The organism is Streptomyces sp. NBC_01446, assembly GCF_026340095.1.
Taxonomy (GTDB): Bacteria; Actinomycetota; Actinomycetes; order Streptomycetales; family Streptomycetaceae; genus Streptomyces; species Streptomyces aureus.
In genome coordinates, this window is sequence record NZ_JAPEPO010000002.1 from 535,398 (window position 1) to 551,603 (window position 16,206).

The following is a 16,206-nucleotide window of genomic DNA, read 5'->3' on the forward strand; positions in this document are numbered from 1 at the left end:
CCTCAGTCCCGGCCGCGGGCGTGCTTGAAGCGCGCCAGCGCGTCCGCCAGGTCGACCAGCGGCGCCGGGTAGTCAAGGGCGGCGCGTTGGTCCGGCAGCAACCGCCAGGGCTCGTGCACGGTGTCGGCCTCGACCCCTTCCAGCTCCGGAACCCACCGGTGTACGTAACCGCCGTCCGGGTCGTAGCGCTTGCCCTGACGTACGGGGTTGAGCACGCGGTGGGGACGAGTGTCGGTGCCGGTCCCGGCGACCCACTGCCAGTTGAGCTGGTTGTTGACGACGTCGCCGTCCACGAGGAGATCGAGGAAGTGCCGCGCTCCGATGCGCCAGTCCACGTACAGCGACTTGGTCAAAAAGCTCGCGGCCAGCAGACGGGCCCGATTGTGCATCCATCCCTCGTGGCGCAGTTGGCGCATCGCCGCGTCGACCACCGGGTAGCCGGTGCGGCCGTCGCGCCAGGCGGCAATGTCCTGCGCCGCGTCCTTCTCGGTCCGCCAGGAGTCGTGCCGCGTGCGGTAGTCGCGCCGCGCCGTGTCCGGGCGGGCGGCCAGCACCTGGTGGTGAAAGTCGCGCCAGCACACCTGACGCACGAACGCCTCGGCGCCGGGCCCGCCGCGGCCCCGGGCCCGGTGGATCAGTTCGACCGGTGAGAGGCTCCCGAAGTGGAGGTGGGGCGAGAGCCGGGAGGTCGCGTCACCGGCCAGGTCGTCGTGTCGTTCCTCGTAGCCTGCCAGGTCGGCACTGCACCAGCGCGCGAGCCGTTCGCGTCCCGCCGTCTCGCCTCCGGTCAACAGCCCCGGCGAGACGCCGGACATGCGCGAGCGGGACGGCAGTGCCTCGCCCTGCACCCGGTCGGGTACGCGCACGACGCGCGGCGCGGGGAGGGGCGCGCGCAGGGGTTCCTTCGACCACTGACGGAAGTAGGGCGTGAAGACCGCGTAGTGATCGGAGCCGGCCGGAGTCACCGCACCGGGAGCGACCGCGGTGACCACTCCTTCGTAGACGCGCAGGGTCACGCCCTGGCGGCGGAGTGCGTCGCGCAGCCGTTGTTCGCGGCGGTGGGCGTATCCGGTGACACCGGCCGCCATGTAGACCTGTGTGGCCCCGGACTCCCCCGCGACGGCGCACACTTCCGGTGCGACGGGTCCCGACCGAAGGACGAGCCGACCGCCCAGGCCGCGCAGCGAGGCGTCGAGGTCGGCGAGGCAGTCGGCCAGGAACGCTTCCCTGTTGGGCACGGCGAATCCAGCCTCGCGGATACCAGGGTCGTGCACGAACAGCGGCACCACCTCGTCCGCCGCCGCGACCGCGGCACGCAGGGGTGGGTGGTCGTGCGTCCGCAGGTCCGAGGTGAACAGGACGACCGCGACGGTCATGGGATCACTCCTGGTGCAGTGCTGCTGGTGCGGTGGGGAAAAGCTGCGGCTATCGCTGCGAGGTTCTTCCCGTTCGGCGGTCGCTTCGGATGCGGACTGGGCGTACCCCGTTCACGCGCGCCTGCGCACCCTTGGCCGCGGCCCGGGTGATGTTGCGTGTCATACCGCGGAACACAACGGCGTGGAACGGGAAGGCGAGCCACCAGTAGACGTGTCCCAGCAGACCTCGCGGGTGAAACAGGACGTGCTGCCGATAGCGGGTGCCGCCCTGTGGCTCCGTCTCGACCCGCATCTCCAGCCAGGCAAGACCTGGCAGACGCATCTCCGCCCGCAAACGCAGCAGCCGCCCAGGTTCGATCTCCTCGACCCGCCAGAAGTCCAGTGAGTCGCCGACCCGCAGACGCTGGGTGTCGCGGCGTCCGCGCCGCAGACCGACGCCGCCGACGAACCGGTCCAGCCAGCCCCGCACGGCCCAAGCCGGCGGGAAGGAGTACCACCCGTTTTCCCCGCCGATCCCCTCGACCACCCTCCACAGGGCTTCGCCTGAGGCATCCACCGGGCTCAGGCGTTCGTCCTGGTAAAGGCTGCCGCCCGCCCAGTCCGGGTCAGTGGGAAGCGGATCGCTGGGGGCACCCGGAGCGGACGCGGAGGACCAGCGGGTGACGACCTGGGCCTCCCGGACCCGGCGCAGTGCCAGCGCGAGCGCCTCATCGAACGGCAGTGGCCGACCCGGAGGGTCCGGCACACAGGTCGCGATGTCGTGTTCGCCGCAGACGACCTCGTACCGCAACGACTCGGTGAGCGGCCGGGCCAGCGCGGCCGGCACCGGGGTGACCAGACCCACCCAGTGACTCGACAGCCTCGGGGTGAGCACCGGAACCGGCACGATGAGCCGCCGCGGCAGTCCAGCCACGGTGGCGTAGCGGCGCATCATCTCGCGGTAGGTCAGCACTTCGGGCCCGCCGATGTCGAACGCCCGGTCGACCTCGGCGGTCATGGTGGCCGAGCCGACGAGGTAGCGCAGTACGTCGCGCACCCCGATGGGCTGGGTACGGGTCTGTACCCAACTGGGTGTGACCATGACCGGCAGACGTTCGGTCAGATAGCGCAGCATCTCGAAGGACGCGGAGCCGGAGCCGATCACGACGGCGGCCCGCAGAACGGTCGCGGGGACCGGTCCGTCGAGAAAGATGTGCCCCACTTCGGCCCTGGAACGCAGGTGTGGGGAGAGAGAACTTTCGGGGATGCCCCGGGGGGTGAGTCCGCCGAGGTAGACGATCCGCCGGATCCCGCAGGCGTGCGCCTGCGCGGCGAAGATCGCGGCGGCACGGCGGTCGGCTGCCTCGAAGTCGGGACCGGAGCCGAGCGAGTGCACCAGGTAGTAGGCGACATCGATACCGCGCAGAGCCTCAGCGACCGACTCGGCGTCCTGAACGTCACCGCGCACCGTGTCGACGTCACCGGCCCAGGGATGATCACGCAGCTTGGCGGGCGAGCGAGCCATGCAGCGGACCCGGTGACCGGCCGCCAGCAGTTCCGGCACCAGCCTGCCTCCGATGTACCCGGAGGCCCCGGTCACGAGGCAGTGCAGCGGCTCCTCGGAGCGTTGTCGGTTGTCCACCATGGCTCGTCCTCCCAACGCTCGGCCAAGTTCCCTTCCGGCGCTTCGCGCCTGCTCCGAGTGGCACGCCACGATGGACGCCCACCGACATAGATGTTTCGCAGCGGAGCGCTGTCATGGATGCGGTGCTCGGGGAATCGGCCGGAACAAGGCTTGGCAGGGCAGGCGACGGCACTCACTCCTGGTTTGTCTCCGATGCCGTCCCGGCGGGCCTCGTACTCGCCTTCATAGTCGTCGTCGGCATCCGCGATGAACGGCTCGCCTGAGGGACACAGGTAAGGAGCTCGATCGAGTCGGCCCATGCCCAGGCCGGGTGGCTGTGGCCGACTCAGTGGACGGTGCCGGCCATCCCACCGCCGCCGGTGGCGACGCCGCCGACCGGCTTGGGCGCGTCGGTGGCGACGCCGCCGACCGGCTTGGGCGCGGGGAACGGGGGCTTGTCCTGCCGGCAGGTCGTTCCGGCCGGCGGGAGCGTGCCGTCGACGAGGTACCGGCTCTCGTACGTCTTCACGCAGCTGCTGGGGTTGATCAGCGCGGTGTGACCGTATCCCTCATGGGTGAGCAGACGGGCGTCGGCCAATTCCCCGGCCAGCGCCTGCGCGTCCGCATAGGGAGTGGCGGGGTCGTATTTGGTGCCGACCAGCAAGACCGGGTGTGCCGTCGGCCTGTTCCACGGACCCCAGTAGCGGTCGGCCGCGACGGCCGGCCAGGAGACACACCCCGCGGTGGCCCACGTCCAGAAGCGTCCGGCGTCGCCCGCGCGTGCGGCGGCGGCCTCTTCCATGGCGGGGTAGACGGCGGGGTCACGAGGATTGGGGCTGTCGCCACAGACCACCGCACCCGCCTGTTCCTCGCCGAGGTACGGATTCGGATGCGGCACCGGCGGCGGGGGTGGGAGCGGGGGCTCCTTAGGGACGCGGCCCTGCCAGAGGTCCCGCAGCCTTCCGGCGAGGTCCGTCCAGCCCGGGTGGACGACGTAGAGGCGGGGCACCACGTCGGCGATCGTGCGGCCGTAGGTCCACTCACCCACGGGATGCGCCCGCAGCCGCAGCATCAGCTGTTCGAACCTGTCCCGGGTCGCTTTCGGGCCGCCGGCGGAGAAGGCGCAGCCCGCGGTGTCCGTGGATCCGCACAGGGTGAGGAACCGGTCCAGGACCACTGCCGCGGAGCGGTCCACGCCCATACGCAGGAACGTGGTCAGCCGGGGTTCCGCGTCGGAGGCGTGGTTCGTCCAGGCCTGCGGATCGATGTCGCTGTCTAGGACCATGGCGCGGACCCTGCCGGGGAACAAGTTGGCGTAGGTGGCGCCCAGGATCGTGCCGTAGGAGATTCCGAGGTAGGTGAGTTGAGCGTCGCCCACCGCCTGGCGCAGCCCGTCGAGGTCGCGAGCGGTGTCGGCGGTCGACACATGACGCAGCAGCTCGGGGTCACGCCGTTCACAGCGCCGGGCCAGGTCCTGGTACGCGGCGAACACGGCCGCTCGCTGCTGTGCGCCCACCGGGACGCCGGCCGGTTTGCCCGCGTTCCACGCGGCGGCTTCCCCGGGAGTCGCGAAGCAGTTCACCGCGGTGCTGCTGCCGATCCCGCGGGGGTCCCAGCTGACGATGTCGAACCGCTCCCGCACCTCGCGCGGGAAGAACTTGTAGTCCTGTGGCATCTGGACCGTTCCCGGCCCGCCGGGTCCGCCGGGGTTGAAGAGCAGGGTGCCGATGCGGCGACCGGGGTCGGTCGCCTTGCGTTTGATGACTGCCAGTTCGATGGTGCGACGGCCTGGATTGGCGTAGTCCAGTGGCACCTTCGCGGTCGCGCAGTCGAACGGGCTGCCTTGAACGCAGGCTCTCCAGTCCAGCTTGGGGGCCGGCACCGAAGCTGTGGATATACCTCCGGCCGCGGCGAGGTTCTCCCCGGTCAGAACGGTCGAGTAGGTCACCAACGCGGCGACGACCGCGGCACAAACCCGACGACCCACTGTCGGTCCCGATATGTGCATGCCTTGTCCTTCCAACCCCGAGGGCCGGACGCCCTTCCGTGCTGGACGTCGTCACGCATCTGTGCCAACGGCACCGCGGCCCGACAACGCGCGCGAGCCGATCGCGGCCAATCGGGCGAACCCCCCTCACAGTGCCCCCGACGACAGGCCCGTGGCACCCGGCCGGCTCCTGGCCTTCCGCCGCGTGAGGGCTCGATCGTCGGCTTCGTCGAGGCGAGGATGCCGACGTCGTGGCCGCGACCTACGCGATGGCTCGGCTGCGTCGCTCGATCATGACGACGTCACGCCACACACCGTGGTGCCGGCCGATGCGCTCGCGGGTGCCGATCTCGCGGAAGCCGCGTCTGCGATGGACGGCGAGACTGGCTGCGTTCTCGGGGAAGACGCCGGACTGGATGGTCCAGATCCCCGCAGCCTCGGTCGAGGTGATCAGGGCGTCGAGCAGAGCACCGGCGATGCCTCGGCCACGGACGTCGGGGTGGACGTACACGGAGTGCTCGACCACGCCGGCGTAGACGCAGCGGTCTGAGACTGCGGAGGCGGCGATCCAGCCGAGGACGGAGCCGACAGGGCCGAGGGCAACGTAGCAGTGCTCGGGAAGTCTGGTGGCGTGGAAGTGCTGCCAGGTGGGTGCGGTGGTTTCGAAGGTGGCGTTTCCGTCGTCGATGCCGAGTTGGTAGATCTTCAGGACGGCATCGGCGGCGTGCTCGGGGCGCATCGATTTGAAACCTCCCCCAGCTAAGGCAGGGGGATTCCTAGCTCACGTCGCCTGGTCCCCGGCGGGGATGCAGGTCTTACACGATCAGCACTAGCCGGGACAGAGACCAGCCCGGACGAGCATCACACGGGCCGAGTTTTTGTCCCGAGGCCGGGACATCCCGCACGTGGTGCACGTATACGTTCGTTCTGAGAGAGGCAGCGCGTGCTTGGTTCTCGCTCCGCAGTCTGCGCAGTCCATCGTGGTGTGCGCCGGGTGCACCAGATGCACCCACCGGCCGTGCTTACGGCCCATCTCGACCAGGGCAGTCTTGGTCGCGCCGATCGCCGCGTCAGCGGCCTTCCTGGCCATGGTGGACTTCGCAAGGAACTTCGGCCGGAAGTCCTCCACGGCCAGGGCGTCATGGTCACGGACGACCTTCTTGGCCCACTTGCGGGCGGTGTCCTGACGCTGCCGGGCCACCTTCTTGTGCAGCTTCGCCGCCTGCCGCTTCGCCTCGCGGTAGCCCTTCGACCCGGCGCATCCACGCTTCGGCTTACGCCGGGACATCATCCGCTGATAGTGCACCAAGCGCTGGGCAGCACTCTTCCCGTGCTGCGGGTGAGGAAGGTCGTGGTCATCGCTGGTAGTGGTCGCAATCTCCTTCACACCCCAGTCGATCCCGATCACCCGGCCGGTTCCCGGCAGCGTCTCGGTCATGCCCCGGGCGACGAACGACGCGTACCAAGCTCCGGTGCTGTCGCGGTAGACGCGGACGCTGGAGGGCGGCTCGGGAAGGGCACGCGACCACACGACCGTCACAGCGATGCCGCCCGCCAGGTGCAGGCGGCCGTCCTTGAGCCGAAAACCCCGCCGGGTGTAGTTCAGCGACGGGTCGTCCTGGTGCTTCTTCTTGTACTGGGGCATCCCGGCCCGCTGCCGCATCGGCACAGCGGCCTTGATGTCCTTCAGCGCCTTCGCCCGCGACTTCGCGAAATCGCGTATCACCTGCTGCTGAGGAACACTGGAGCCTTCACGCAGCCAGCCCATACAGGCACGCGCCTCGGTCAGCATCTTGTCCAGCCGGGCCGGACCGCACTCCTCGTTCTCGGCGTGCGCCTTCTTCGAGCGGGCGCAGCACTCATTCCACAGCCACCGGCACCGCGCCCATTCCGCTTCGAGGGCGCCAGTCGCAGTGGACGACACACGAAGGCGGAAGGTGTAACGGGCATGCCCGACACCTGCCCTCTCCTGCGCCGCACTCGTCATAAACAGCAACCTATCCGGGAGGACTGACAGTCGAGAGCTCTGACCCAAAATGGGCTGCCTCACCACCACGGCAGGCGGACGCCGATCCACCCTGCCGGCGAATCGGCTTCCCCTGCTCCTGCTCCGCAGGAGTCCGATCCCTCCCCGGCCTCAAGGCCGGGGCATCCCCGGAGGAATCCGGTGATGCGGACGTGCGGTCATGCGCGGGGCTCGGGTGCGATCTCGTCGATCAGGCCTTGGACACGGTGCGCGATCTCGTCGCGGATCGGGCGGACCGCCTCCACTCCTTGGCCGGCGGGATCGGGGAGTTGCCAGTCGAGGTAGCGCTTGCCCGGGAAGACGGGGCAGGTGTCGCCGCAGCCCATGGTGATGACGACGTCGGATGCCTGGACGGCTTCCGCGGTGAGCACCTTGGGGACTTCGGCGGAGATGTCGATGCCGACCTCGGTCAGCGCTTGGACCACGGCCGAGTTGACGGAGTCGGCCGGCGCGGAGCCCGCCGAGCGCACCTGTACGCGATCTCCGGCGAGGTGGGTGAGGAAGGCCGCGGCCATCTGGGAGCGTCCGGCGTTGTGGACGCAGACGAACAGGACCGAGGGCAGGACGGCGTCAGACATGGGCGGGATCTTCCTGGAGTGCGGGCGCATTGGGGGCAGTGAAGCAGCGCCGGGCGTACAGCGCCACGTACACGAGCCCGATCAGTACCGGTACCTCGATGAGCGGGCCGACGACACCGGCCAGGGCCTGCCCGGAGGAGGCGCCGAACGTCGCGATGGCCACGGCGATGGCCAACTCGAAGTTGTTGCCCGCTGCGGTGAAAGCCAGCGTGGTGGCGCGCGGGTAGTCCAGGCCAACGGCCTTGCCCAGCAGCATCGATCCGGCCCACATCAGCGCGAAGTAGACCAGCAGTGGCAGGGCGATGCGGACCACGTCGAACGGCTTGGAGGTGATGGCGTCGCCCTGGAGGGCGAAGAGGATGACGATGGTGAACAGCAGCCCGTACAGGGCGAAGGGGCTGATGCGCGGGATCAGCTTCGCCTCGTACCAGGTGCGGCCTTTCACCTTCTCTCCGATGCGGCGAGTGAGGTATCCGGCGGCGAGTGGGATGCCCAGGAAGATGAGCACGCTGCGGGCGATCTCCCACACCGACACGTCGAGGCCGGTTTGTTCCAAGCCCAGCCAGCCGGGCAGAACCGTCAGGTAGAACCAGCCGAGCGCCGAGAACGCGATCACCTGGAACACGGAGTTCAGCGCGACCAGGACCGCGGCGGCCTCCCGGTGCCCGCAGGCCAGGTCGTTCCAGATGATGACCATGGCGATGCAGCGGGCAAGGCCGACGATGATCAGGCCGGTGCGAAATTCGGGCAGGTCCGGCAGGAGCAGCCAGGCCAGGGCGAACATGAGCGCCGGGCCGACGATCCAGTTCAGCAGCAGTGAGGGCAGCAGCAGGCGTTTGTCTCGGGTGACGGTGTCGAGACGGTCATAGCGGACCTTGGCCAACACCGGGTACATCATCACGAGCAGACCGAGCGCGATCGGCAGGGACACCCCGCTCACGGTCACCGTGGCCAATGTGTCCCCGAGCCCCGGTATGAGGCGGCCCATACCGAGACCGAACGCCATCGCGGCGAGGATCCACACGGCCAGGTAGCGATCCAGGAATGACAGGCGCCCCGCCACGCCGTGATCAGGTGCGCTCGTGCTCACGAAGCAGCCCCGGCGGTCTCCGTGCGGGCGGGCAGCGGCTCGCCGGCCGGGCGGGTCAGGATCCCCGCGAGTCGGTCGGTCATCTCAGGCAGCAGCCAGTAGTAGACCCACGTCCCGCGCCTCTCGCAGTCGATGAGACCGGCCTGTCGCAGCAGCTTGAGGTGATGAGAGATCGTCGGCTGCGACAGGTCGAAGGCCGGCGTCAGGTCGCAGACGCAGACTTCCCCGCCTGCCTGTGAGGCGATCATCGACAGCAGACGCAGGCGGACAGGATCGCCCAGCGCCTTGAATACTTTCGCCAGCTCAACGGCCTGGGTCTCGTCCATCGGGGCGGTCAGGAGCCCGGGGCAGCAGACGTCGGTCCCGCTGCTCTGGCCCAACACCACAAGTTCTTGCTTCGACATACGTCTATGTTGACAGGCTTCGATGCAGGGCGCAATGTTGCATCGAAGAACATCAATGCAACTCGATAGGAGCACCGCCATGTCTCGCGCTCAGCTCGCCCTGCGTGTAAGCGATCTGGAAGCGTCGATCAGCTTCTACTCGAAGCTGTTCGGCACCGAACCGGCCAAGCGGCGCGAGGGCTACGCCAACTTCGCCATCACCGAGCCCCCGTTGAAGCTCGTCCTCATCGAGGGCGAGCCCGACCAGGAAACCCGCCTCGACCACCTCGGCGTCGAGGTCGAGACCACCGACCAGGTCACCGCCACAACTGGGCGGCTGAAGGAGGCGGGCCTGGCAACGTTCGAGGAGAGCGACACCTCCTGCTGCTACGCGCTCCAGGACAAGGTGTGGGTCCACGGACCGGGCCAGGAGCCCTGGGAGGTCTACGTCGTCAAGGCAGACGCCGACACCCTCGGCAAGAGCGCCCAGCCCGACGTGAACGGCGACGGATGCTGCACCAGCCAGCCCGCGGCCGAAGAAGCGACCGCAGCGGCATGCGCCTGCGGACAGTGACCCAGCGATGCCCACTGGATCGCGGCGGCCGCCACCCGAAGCCGCCCGGCCCGCCGTCGTCCTGCTACGGGCCCCCTGAACGAGTCCGTCTGACCGTCACTGATCCCGGCGACCTTCGGTCGCCGGGTCGTCCTCACATTCGCTCTTCGCCCACCGCAACACGCTTCAAAAGCCAACGAAATGAAGGGAAGAGCGCCACTGGCCGAAACCAAGGCGCTCGTCGGAGAGCCGTGAAGGGCCAGGACGTCGGAGTGGAGGGAGCGAGGAACCAGCGGCCCACTCGAAGGTCACTACCCAGCAGCCACAACCGGGCCTGCCGTGACCTGAGGAGGGTTGGGGAGGAGCGACGAGAGGCTGTCCCGTACGAAGTCCGCCGCACGGTTGACCGACTCCTCGGCCCCGGATTGGTCTTCAAAGACACTGGTGGAGACCATCACCCCGTCCCCGGCGTCCACCCAGTAGTAGGCCACGAAACCGGGGACTTGGCGGAGCAGAGCCACGAATCCCTCGTCCACCCGGCGTCCTGCCTCGGCGGAGTCAGTCACACCTTCGTAACGCCGAATCACTGCGTACATAGCTGATCTCCTCATGGATCCCAAGGGCACCTTGCGCGCAAACGACCTACCCCCACCGGGCGTCTCCGGCTCGGGGGACGCCCGGACATGACCCGGATAGGCGCACTGGTTGATCCAGCGCGGGCGTCTGCTTCGGCCAGGGCTGGGCTGGGCTGGGCGAACCGGAGTTCACGGAAGTCCGGTCAGAGCCGAAATTCAAAGATCGTCATCACAGCGTTGCGGATCGGCTCGATGCGCGTTCTGCGGCGACGCCTTCCATGTCCCTCTCCCACAGGGCCTCGAACCAGACTCGGCGACCTCGGCATCGTCGGTGGCTTGGGCGGGGGCTGGGGCCCTGGATCAACCCGCGTCAAGCACCGGGCTGCCCACGCTCCGATGCCGGTCACTCAGTGGGTCGCAGGAGGTGTCTGTCGTGACTCGATCCCAGGCCAGGGATGTGTCGGCGAAGATGGACCTGTCCACCGTCCCCGCCAGCGAGGAGTCTTCGCGCAGATGGCTACTTCCGCCCCCGGCTCGAGGCCGCCGACGATCGCCGATGTCGCACGCGTCGCCGGCGTTTCGCGCACGACCGTGTCGCACGCCCTGAACGGGCTCGGCAAGGTCGATCCCCGGACGCGGGAGCGCGTCAGGCAGGTCGCGGCGGAGCTGGGCTACCGCCCCAACCTTCGGGCGCAGCGGCTGCGGCGTGGACAGGCGAAGGCCATTGCGCTGGCCTCCTCGATGCCGTTCGCGGTGGCGGGCGGGCCGTCACGGCTCGGCTTCTACATGGAGGTCGCGGCGGCGGCCGCGGAGAGCGCGCTCCTTCACGACTACGCACTCGTGCTCGTACCGCCCGTGCAGTCGGATTCCGCGCTGTACTCCGTCGACATCGACGGAGCCATCGTGGTCGAACCGGAAGTGGATGATGCCGCGGTCGCCCAGCTGCGCGAACGCGGCCTGCCGTACGTGACGCTCGGCAGGCCGGTGTCCGCCGAGGAGGCCGCGCCGTACGTCGACCTGCGCGGTGATCTGGTGGTGGAGCTGCTGCTGGCGCACCTGCACGAGCAGGGTGCGGTGAGGCCCGCGCTGATCGTGGGCTCCGGTTCGCGGCATTCATCCGTCGATGCGCTCACCGCGTACGAGCGCGTCGCCGAGCGGCACGGCTGGACGCCGATCGTGGCGAGGGTCCCGGAGTCGGGCGGTGAGCAAGCGGGTTACGAGCGGTGCGCCGAACTGCTCGCCGAACACCCGGACGTCGACGCGGTCTGCGCGCTGGTCGATGCCTTCGCGGTGGGGGCGCTCCGGGCGATCCGGGACAGCGGGCGGACCGTACCGGACGACGTCATGGTCGTCACCCGCTACGACGGCCTGCGTGCCCGTACCTGTGAACCGCCTCTGACGGCGGTCGATCTGCACCTGGACAAGGCGGCGTCGGACGCGGTGGAGCTATTGCTGGGGCGGCTTCGCGGGGACACCGCCACGCCGTCGGTGGCGGTGTCCCCGAACCCACAGGTGATCGTCCGGGCTTCGTCGATACGAGCCGGCCGGAACTGAGTCCCGGGACTCGTTCGGGCCCGGCCCCGTTCAGGCCCGGAGCATCAGGACGAGCCCGGAGACCAGGGCGAAGACCAGCACGAACAGACGCATCCTGCGCGCGTCCAGACGGTGATGCACCAGGCGGCTGAGCCACGCACCGGCCGCGATCGCGGGCAGGAGCGCGACTGCCTCGCCGAGCTCAGCGACCTCCGCTTTCCCTGTCGCGAACAGCAGCGCCAGGGAGGCGACTTCCCCGATGAGGAAGCACGCGGCGACCGTGGAGCGCAGTTCGGCGGGCGGCCGGTGCTGGTAGACCAGCGCGAGCGGAGGCCCGCCGACACCGGTAGCGGTCTCGGTCAGCCCGGTCACCGCGCCCGCGCCGACGTATGCGGCCCGCCCGGGCGTGAACGCGGGCACGGTCAGGCTCGCGACGGCCGCGAGCACAGTGGCGCCGCCCACGAACAGGCCGAGGCTGCGTTCCGGGATCAGCCAGAGCACCGCGAGACCGGCCGGGGTGGCGGCGAGCCGCGCCCCGGTGATCCAGCCCGCGCCGCGCAGGTCGAGCGAGGATCGTTCGCGCCAGGCGACGTACAGGTTGAGCGGGATCATCGAAGCGAGGACGAAGACCGGGACCAGGGCGGGATCGAGGATTCCGGCCACGGGCGCGACAATCAGCGCGAAGCCCAGTCCACTGCTGCCCTGGACGAAGGCGGCGATGGCCACCGTCACGGCGAGAACCGCCAGTATCTGTGTACTCACTGCGCCGTGCTCCGACCCTGTGGCCGGGTCAGTGCCCGTGATGCCGTGGAGGTGGGGTGCACCCGCGTGACGTTCGCCCTGGCGACGGCGGCGCGGGCCAGTTCCGCCGCCCGTCTCACCAGTTCGGACCCGTCCCAGTCGGTCGGCCGGCCGTGCCACATACGCAGTCGCCCGGCGACGAAGACGGCGGTGATCTGGTCCCGGTTGCCGCGTCGGACGAGTTCCCACGGCAGGTCCCAGGAGAGCGCCAGCTCCGGGGTGTCGACGTCGACGAGAAGGAAGTCGGCCGCCATGCCCTGCGCGACGGTGCCGGTGCGGGCGCCGAGCCCAACGGCATCCGCGCCGCCCCGGTTGGCGCGCTCCAGCCACGTCCAGCCCGCACCGCACGACGCGTCACCGGTCGCCAGACCGTACGCGAGGCGCTGCGCGAACTCGGCGGCCTCCGCGAGCCGGAAGCCGTCGCCGCGGGTGCCGTCGGTACCGAGCCCGAAGCGGATGCCACGCTCGGCCATGGAGGTCGCGGGCGCGACCGCGTTGCCCTTCCACGCGCTGGCGACGGGGTTGTAGCTGACGGCGGTTCCTGTGTCGGCGAGCAGGGTCAGCTCGCGGGGCGTGAGCATCGTGGCGTGCGCGGCGAGCAGTTGGGGGCCGAGCGCGCCGACGCTGTGCAGGTGTTCGAGGGGCCGCAGCCCGTGTCGTACGAGGGAACGTTCCACGCCGGCGAGGTGCTCGTTGACATGAATCTGGACGACGGCCCCGGCCTCGGCGGCGAGGCGGGCGGTGGCGTGCAGGGTGCGTTCGGTTGCCGCCTCGGGGATGGAGACGGCCAGGGACGGATGGACGAGCGGATCGCCGTCGTAGCGGGCGAGGTGCTTTTCGGCCTGCTCGAGAACGGCCGGGTGGTCCGTCGCGTCCTCTTGGTCCGCGTCGTTGCAGACGAGGCCCAGGACGCAGCGGATGCCGGCGTCACGCGCGGCGGACGCGACCACGTCGACGTCGACACCGGCGCGCGTGCCGGCGTCAGTGACGGTGGTGAATCCGCCGCGCAGCGCTTCGAGGGCGGCCAGCTTGGCCGCGGTGTAGGCCGATTCCTCGTCCAGCGCGCCTTCCAGCGGTACCCAGACCCGGCGGAAGATCTCGGAGGGCTCCCCGAAGGCGAGTGCGGAGCCGAAGCTCTGGGTGAGGTGGTGGTGGGCGTCGACGAATCCGGGCATCAGCAGATGGCCGGGCAGTCGTACGGCCGGCAATTGCGGGTGCGCGCGCTCCAGTTCGTCCGCCGGTCCGACGGCTTCGAAGCGACCGTCGTCGATCGTGACGGCCCAGCCGTCGGCGGGGCCTTCGGGCAGCAGGACCGCGCCCGGTACGAGAAGGCGCGGGCCGGGGCCGGCGAGGAAATCGCGGTCGGATTGGTTCATCGGTCGCTTTCTGTGCGTGCGGTGGTCAGACGGGCGGCGACGCCTGGCCTGACATGGTGGAAGAGGATGTTGAGTACGGCGGCGGTGAACGTGCCTACGGCGACGCCGCTTTCGAGGAGGATGCGGACGTTGGGCGGGAACGCCCGATACACGCCGGGGACGAGGATGGGCAGGAGCCCCAGTGCGAGTGCGACGGCGCATATGAAGGTGCTGGTGTGCTTGTCGAGGTCGGAGCGGCCGAGCATCTGGATGCCGAGCACGGTGATGACGGCGAAGACGACCATGGCGGTGCCGCCGACGACAGCGGTCGGGATGACGCTGATTGCACGGGTGACGGGTGCGAGGAATCCGATGACGATGAGCACGACTCCGGCAGCGGCGGTGACGAACCGGCTACGGACGCCGGTGACACGGACGATGCCGATGTTCTCCCCGCTGGTGACCATGAGTGGCAGGCCGAAGAATCCGCCGAAGAGCGAGGTGAGTGCGTCAGCGCGGACGGTCTTCGGCACGTCGGTCCGCTTGTCGATCTTCTTGCCGACGGCCTCGGCGTTGATGACGGTCTGGCCGGTGGCCTCGGCCATGGAGGCCAGGCTGTAGAGCATCAGAGGCAGGGCGGCTACGAGGTTGAACTCGGGTGAGCCGAAGGGCATCAGGTGCGGCAGGTTCACCAGTCCGCCGCCTGTAGCACCTGTGCCGCTGATGGCGCCGACCGCGGCGGCGAGCGCGGTGCCGGCGAACAGGCCCAACATGACGGCGAGTTGGCGCAGGATGCCGCTGAAGAACAGGTAGAAGACGATGGTGAACCCGATCGTCGCCATGCCGAGACCGAGGTTGGTGGGATCGGCGAAGCCGGGCGAGCCGGGCTGTCCCGTGACGAGGACCGCGCCGACCTTCACCAGGTTGACGCCGACGATGACGATCATGGTGCCGATGACCAGGGCGGGAAAGTACGCGAGCAGCCGGGAGAAGACAGGCAGCACGACGAAGGTGAACACCGCTGTCAGGACCACCGCGCCTGTGGCGACGCGCACGCCGTGCTGCTCGGCGATCGCGAGGAACAGAATGAGCGGAGCCCCGCCCGGCAGCATCACGAAGGGCAGCCGCGGACCGAACTTCCAGGGCCCGAGCGACTGGATCAGCGATCCCACCCCGGAGAGCACGAAGGCCGCCGAGAGCAGATCGACGGTGAGACCGGCGCGGAGGCCGAGGGTGGCGCTCATCAGGAAGATTGCCGAGATGGGGGTGGCGGCCATCACGAGGACGTGCTGAATCCCGAAGAGCAGGATCCGCCCCAGCGGGCGCGACTCGTCCACGGGGTGCACGCCGGGTGGGGCACCTTCGCCTGGCGAGGACCCGGTGGTGTCGGGACGAGCACTTTCAGGGCGCGCACCGTCGGGACGATGACCCTCGGGATGGGGACGTTCATCCGGGTCGACTGCCTGCGTGAGCCGGGAATTGGCGGTCTCGAAGGTGTCGGCGCTCTGGGACGGAAGGGCGGTGGGCTCGTCTGCGGGGTGCTTGGCCGCAGGACCGGAGGCCGGCGGTTGGCCGGCCGGCGGCCGGCTCGGGTGGGGACTGGACATGTTCGGGCTCCGTTCGGGCGTACGGCACGCTCGGATATCAGCCGCGATCCGGCCCTGGACGGAGAGCCAAATCGATTTGGCCAAATCGATTTGGCCGCCAGTATGGGAGCCCCCGGATCCACCGTCAAGAGAGGCCACAACCTGCCCACCGAGCAGACCGGCCATGGATCCCAAACTCTTCGTGTTGCGCAGGAGCGACGCCGGCGACATGACGGCAGTCGCCGGTGCGGCACGCAACTCCACGAATGCCGCCTGCCGGGCCCTGCCCCCGCCAGCCCCCTGACACCGAGGCCCGCCGCCGCGCCCGACAAGAACCCATGCACATCGTCTTGGATCCGCAGAAGCAAAACGCCCTGCGCGCCAACACCCCGCGACCAGAGCCGACTTGAGAATTGTCCCGTATACGCCGCTTCAGCAAGCTGGTGACACGACTGCGGCGTGAAAGGGCAGGCATGGTCTGCACAGGCAGTCCGTGGTGTCTGCCACTGGAGGGCCGGGTGCTGCTGGTGGCGGTCTGCTACGGCAGCGCCGTTGATGTCGAGCGCCGTCACCTCGCGTCGGCCGGGCGGCAGTTCGTGGCGGGCGGCTCCACTTGGTGCGGGCTGGCCTCCCAGCTCCGGCCGTGCCGACCAGAGCACACAGAACCTCGGTGTCCGGGTACGGCCGCGGGGCACCCCGCCGGCATGCGGCCGGCCGGGTGCCCTGCGGGGCCGGCTACCTGTTCCCCTCGGCAGTTCCC

At 69.5% G+C, this 16,206-nt stretch carries 14 protein-coding genes and 2 pseudogenes; 4 read left to right on the plus strand and 12 right to left on the minus strand.

What is annotated here, in order from left to right; all coding sequences use genetic code 11:
* Nucleotides 1-2: 2 nt before the first annotated feature.
* Together OG456_RS40045 and OG456_RS40050 are read right to left on the minus strand one after the other, a co-directional pair.
* On the minus strand, nucleotides 3-1,376 hold the full coding sequence (locus tag OG456_RS40045) for a deoxyribodipyrimidine photo-lyase (protein ID WP_266569995.1): 1,374 nt from the start codon (nucleotides 1,374-1,376) through the stop codon (nucleotides 3-5).
* A 49-nt stretch (nucleotides 1,377-1,425) separates the two neighbouring features.
* Nucleotides 1,426-3,000: an SDR family oxidoreductase gene (locus OG456_RS40050; RefSeq protein WP_266569996.1), complete on the minus strand. Its 1,575-nt coding sequence runs from the start codon at nucleotides 2,998-3,000 to the stop codon at nucleotides 1,426-1,428.
* A 113-nt stretch (nucleotides 3,001-3,113) separates the two neighbouring features.
* Here OG456_RS40050 and OG456_RS40055 point away from each other — a divergent pair, with 113 nt between their 5' ends.
* Nucleotides 3,114-3,263 carry a hypothetical protein gene (locus OG456_RS40055; protein WP_266569997.1) on the plus strand — a complete coding sequence of 50 codons (150 nt, stop codon included), beginning with the start codon at nucleotides 3,114-3,116 and terminating at the stop codon, nucleotides 3,261-3,263.
* A 62-nt stretch (nucleotides 3,264-3,325) separates the two neighbouring features.
* Here OG456_RS40055 and OG456_RS40060 read toward each other — a convergent pair whose 3' ends face one another.
* The 6 genes and pseudogenes from OG456_RS40060 to OG456_RS40085 all read right to left on the minus strand — a co-directional run bounded on the left by OG456_RS40060 (nucleotide 3,326) and on the right by OG456_RS40085 (nucleotide 9,064).
* Nucleotides 3,326-4,987: an alpha/beta hydrolase gene (locus OG456_RS40060; protein ID WP_266569998.1), complete on the minus strand. Its 1,662-nt coding sequence runs from the start codon at nucleotides 4,985-4,987 to the stop codon at nucleotides 3,326-3,328.
* A gap of 241 nt (nucleotides 4,988-5,228) precedes the next feature.
* Nucleotides 5,229-5,705, minus strand: a complete 477-nt coding sequence (locus OG456_RS40065; protein ID WP_266569999.1) for a GNAT family N-acetyltransferase — start codon at nucleotides 5,703-5,705, stop codon at nucleotides 5,229-5,231.
* Between the two features lie 20 nt (nucleotides 5,706-5,725).
* A pseudogene (locus OG456_RS40070) lies at nucleotides 5,726-6,953 on the minus strand (RNA-guided endonuclease InsQ/TnpB family protein).
* 197 nt (nucleotides 6,954-7,150) lie between these two features.
* A complete protein-coding gene (locus OG456_RS40075; protein ID WP_266570000.1) occupies nucleotides 7,151-7,570 on the minus strand; it encodes an arsenate reductase ArsC in 420 nt (139 codons plus the stop codon).
* Nucleotides 7,563-8,660, minus strand: coding sequence for an ACR3 family arsenite efflux transporter (gene arsB / locus OG456_RS40080; RefSeq protein ID WP_266570001.1), 1,098 nt, complete (start codon nucleotides 8,658-8,660; stop codon nucleotides 7,563-7,565). Before arsB ends, OG456_RS40075 begins: the two co-directional genes overlap by 8 nt.
* Nucleotides 8,657-9,064: a helix-turn-helix transcriptional regulator gene (locus OG456_RS40085; RefSeq protein WP_266570002.1), complete on the minus strand. Its 408-nt coding sequence runs from the start codon at nucleotides 9,062-9,064 to the stop codon at nucleotides 8,657-8,659. Before OG456_RS40085 ends, arsB begins: the two co-directional genes overlap by 4 nt.
* 79 nt (nucleotides 9,065-9,143) lie before the next feature.
* On the opposite strand from OG456_RS40085, the gene OG456_RS40090 reads away from it, so the two are divergent.
* Entirely contained in the window at nucleotides 9,144-9,617 is a 474-nt protein-coding gene (locus OG456_RS40090; RefSeq protein ID WP_266570003.1) for an ArsI/CadI family heavy metal resistance metalloenzyme, read from the plus strand.
* A 290-nt stretch (nucleotides 9,618-9,907) separates the two neighbouring features.
* On the opposite strand, the gene OG456_RS40095 is transcribed toward OG456_RS40090, so the two are convergent.
* Nucleotides 9,908-10,192, minus strand: coding sequence for a hypothetical protein (locus tag OG456_RS40095; RefSeq protein WP_266570004.1), 285 nt, complete (start codon nucleotides 10,190-10,192; stop codon nucleotides 9,908-9,910).
* Nucleotides 10,193-10,684: 492 nt separating this feature from the next.
* Between OG456_RS40095 and OG456_RS40100 the strand changes: the two genes are divergently transcribed.
* On the plus strand, nucleotides 10,685-11,725 hold the full coding sequence (locus OG456_RS40100) for a substrate-binding domain-containing protein (RefSeq protein ID WP_266570005.1): 1,041 nt from the start codon (nucleotides 10,685-10,687) through the stop codon (nucleotides 11,723-11,725).
* A gap of 30 nt (nucleotides 11,726-11,755) precedes the next feature.
* Here OG456_RS40100 and OG456_RS40105 read toward each other — a convergent pair whose 3' ends face one another.
* The 3 genes from OG456_RS40105 to OG456_RS40115 are packed head-to-tail and all read right to left on the minus strand — an operon-like array spanning nucleotide 11,756 to nucleotide 15,206.
* Nucleotides 11,756-12,466 (minus strand): sulfite exporter TauE/SafE family protein, encoded by a 711-nt coding sequence (locus OG456_RS40105; RefSeq protein ID WP_266570006.1) that lies wholly within the window; start codon nucleotides 12,464-12,466, stop codon nucleotides 11,756-11,758.
* Nucleotides 12,463-13,881 carry an amidohydrolase family protein gene (locus OG456_RS40110; RefSeq protein WP_266570007.1) on the minus strand — a complete coding sequence of 473 codons (1,419 nt, stop codon included), beginning with the start codon at nucleotides 13,879-13,881 and terminating at the stop codon, nucleotides 12,463-12,465. The genes OG456_RS40105 and OG456_RS40110 overlap by 4 nt, the downstream gene beginning before the upstream one ends.
* Complete coding sequence (locus OG456_RS40115; protein WP_266570008.1) at nucleotides 13,878-15,206, minus strand: uracil-xanthine permease family protein; 1,329 nt, start codon at nucleotides 15,204-15,206, stop codon at nucleotides 13,878-13,880. Before OG456_RS40115 ends, OG456_RS40110 begins: the two co-directional genes overlap by 4 nt.
* A gap of 653 nt (nucleotides 15,207-15,859) precedes the next feature.
* Between OG456_RS40115 and OG456_RS40120 the strand changes: the two are divergent.
* A pseudogene (locus OG456_RS40120) lies at nucleotides 15,860-15,979 on the plus strand (IS5/IS1182 family transposase); the annotation flags it as partial.
* Nucleotides 15,980-16,206: the final 227 nt, after the last annotated feature.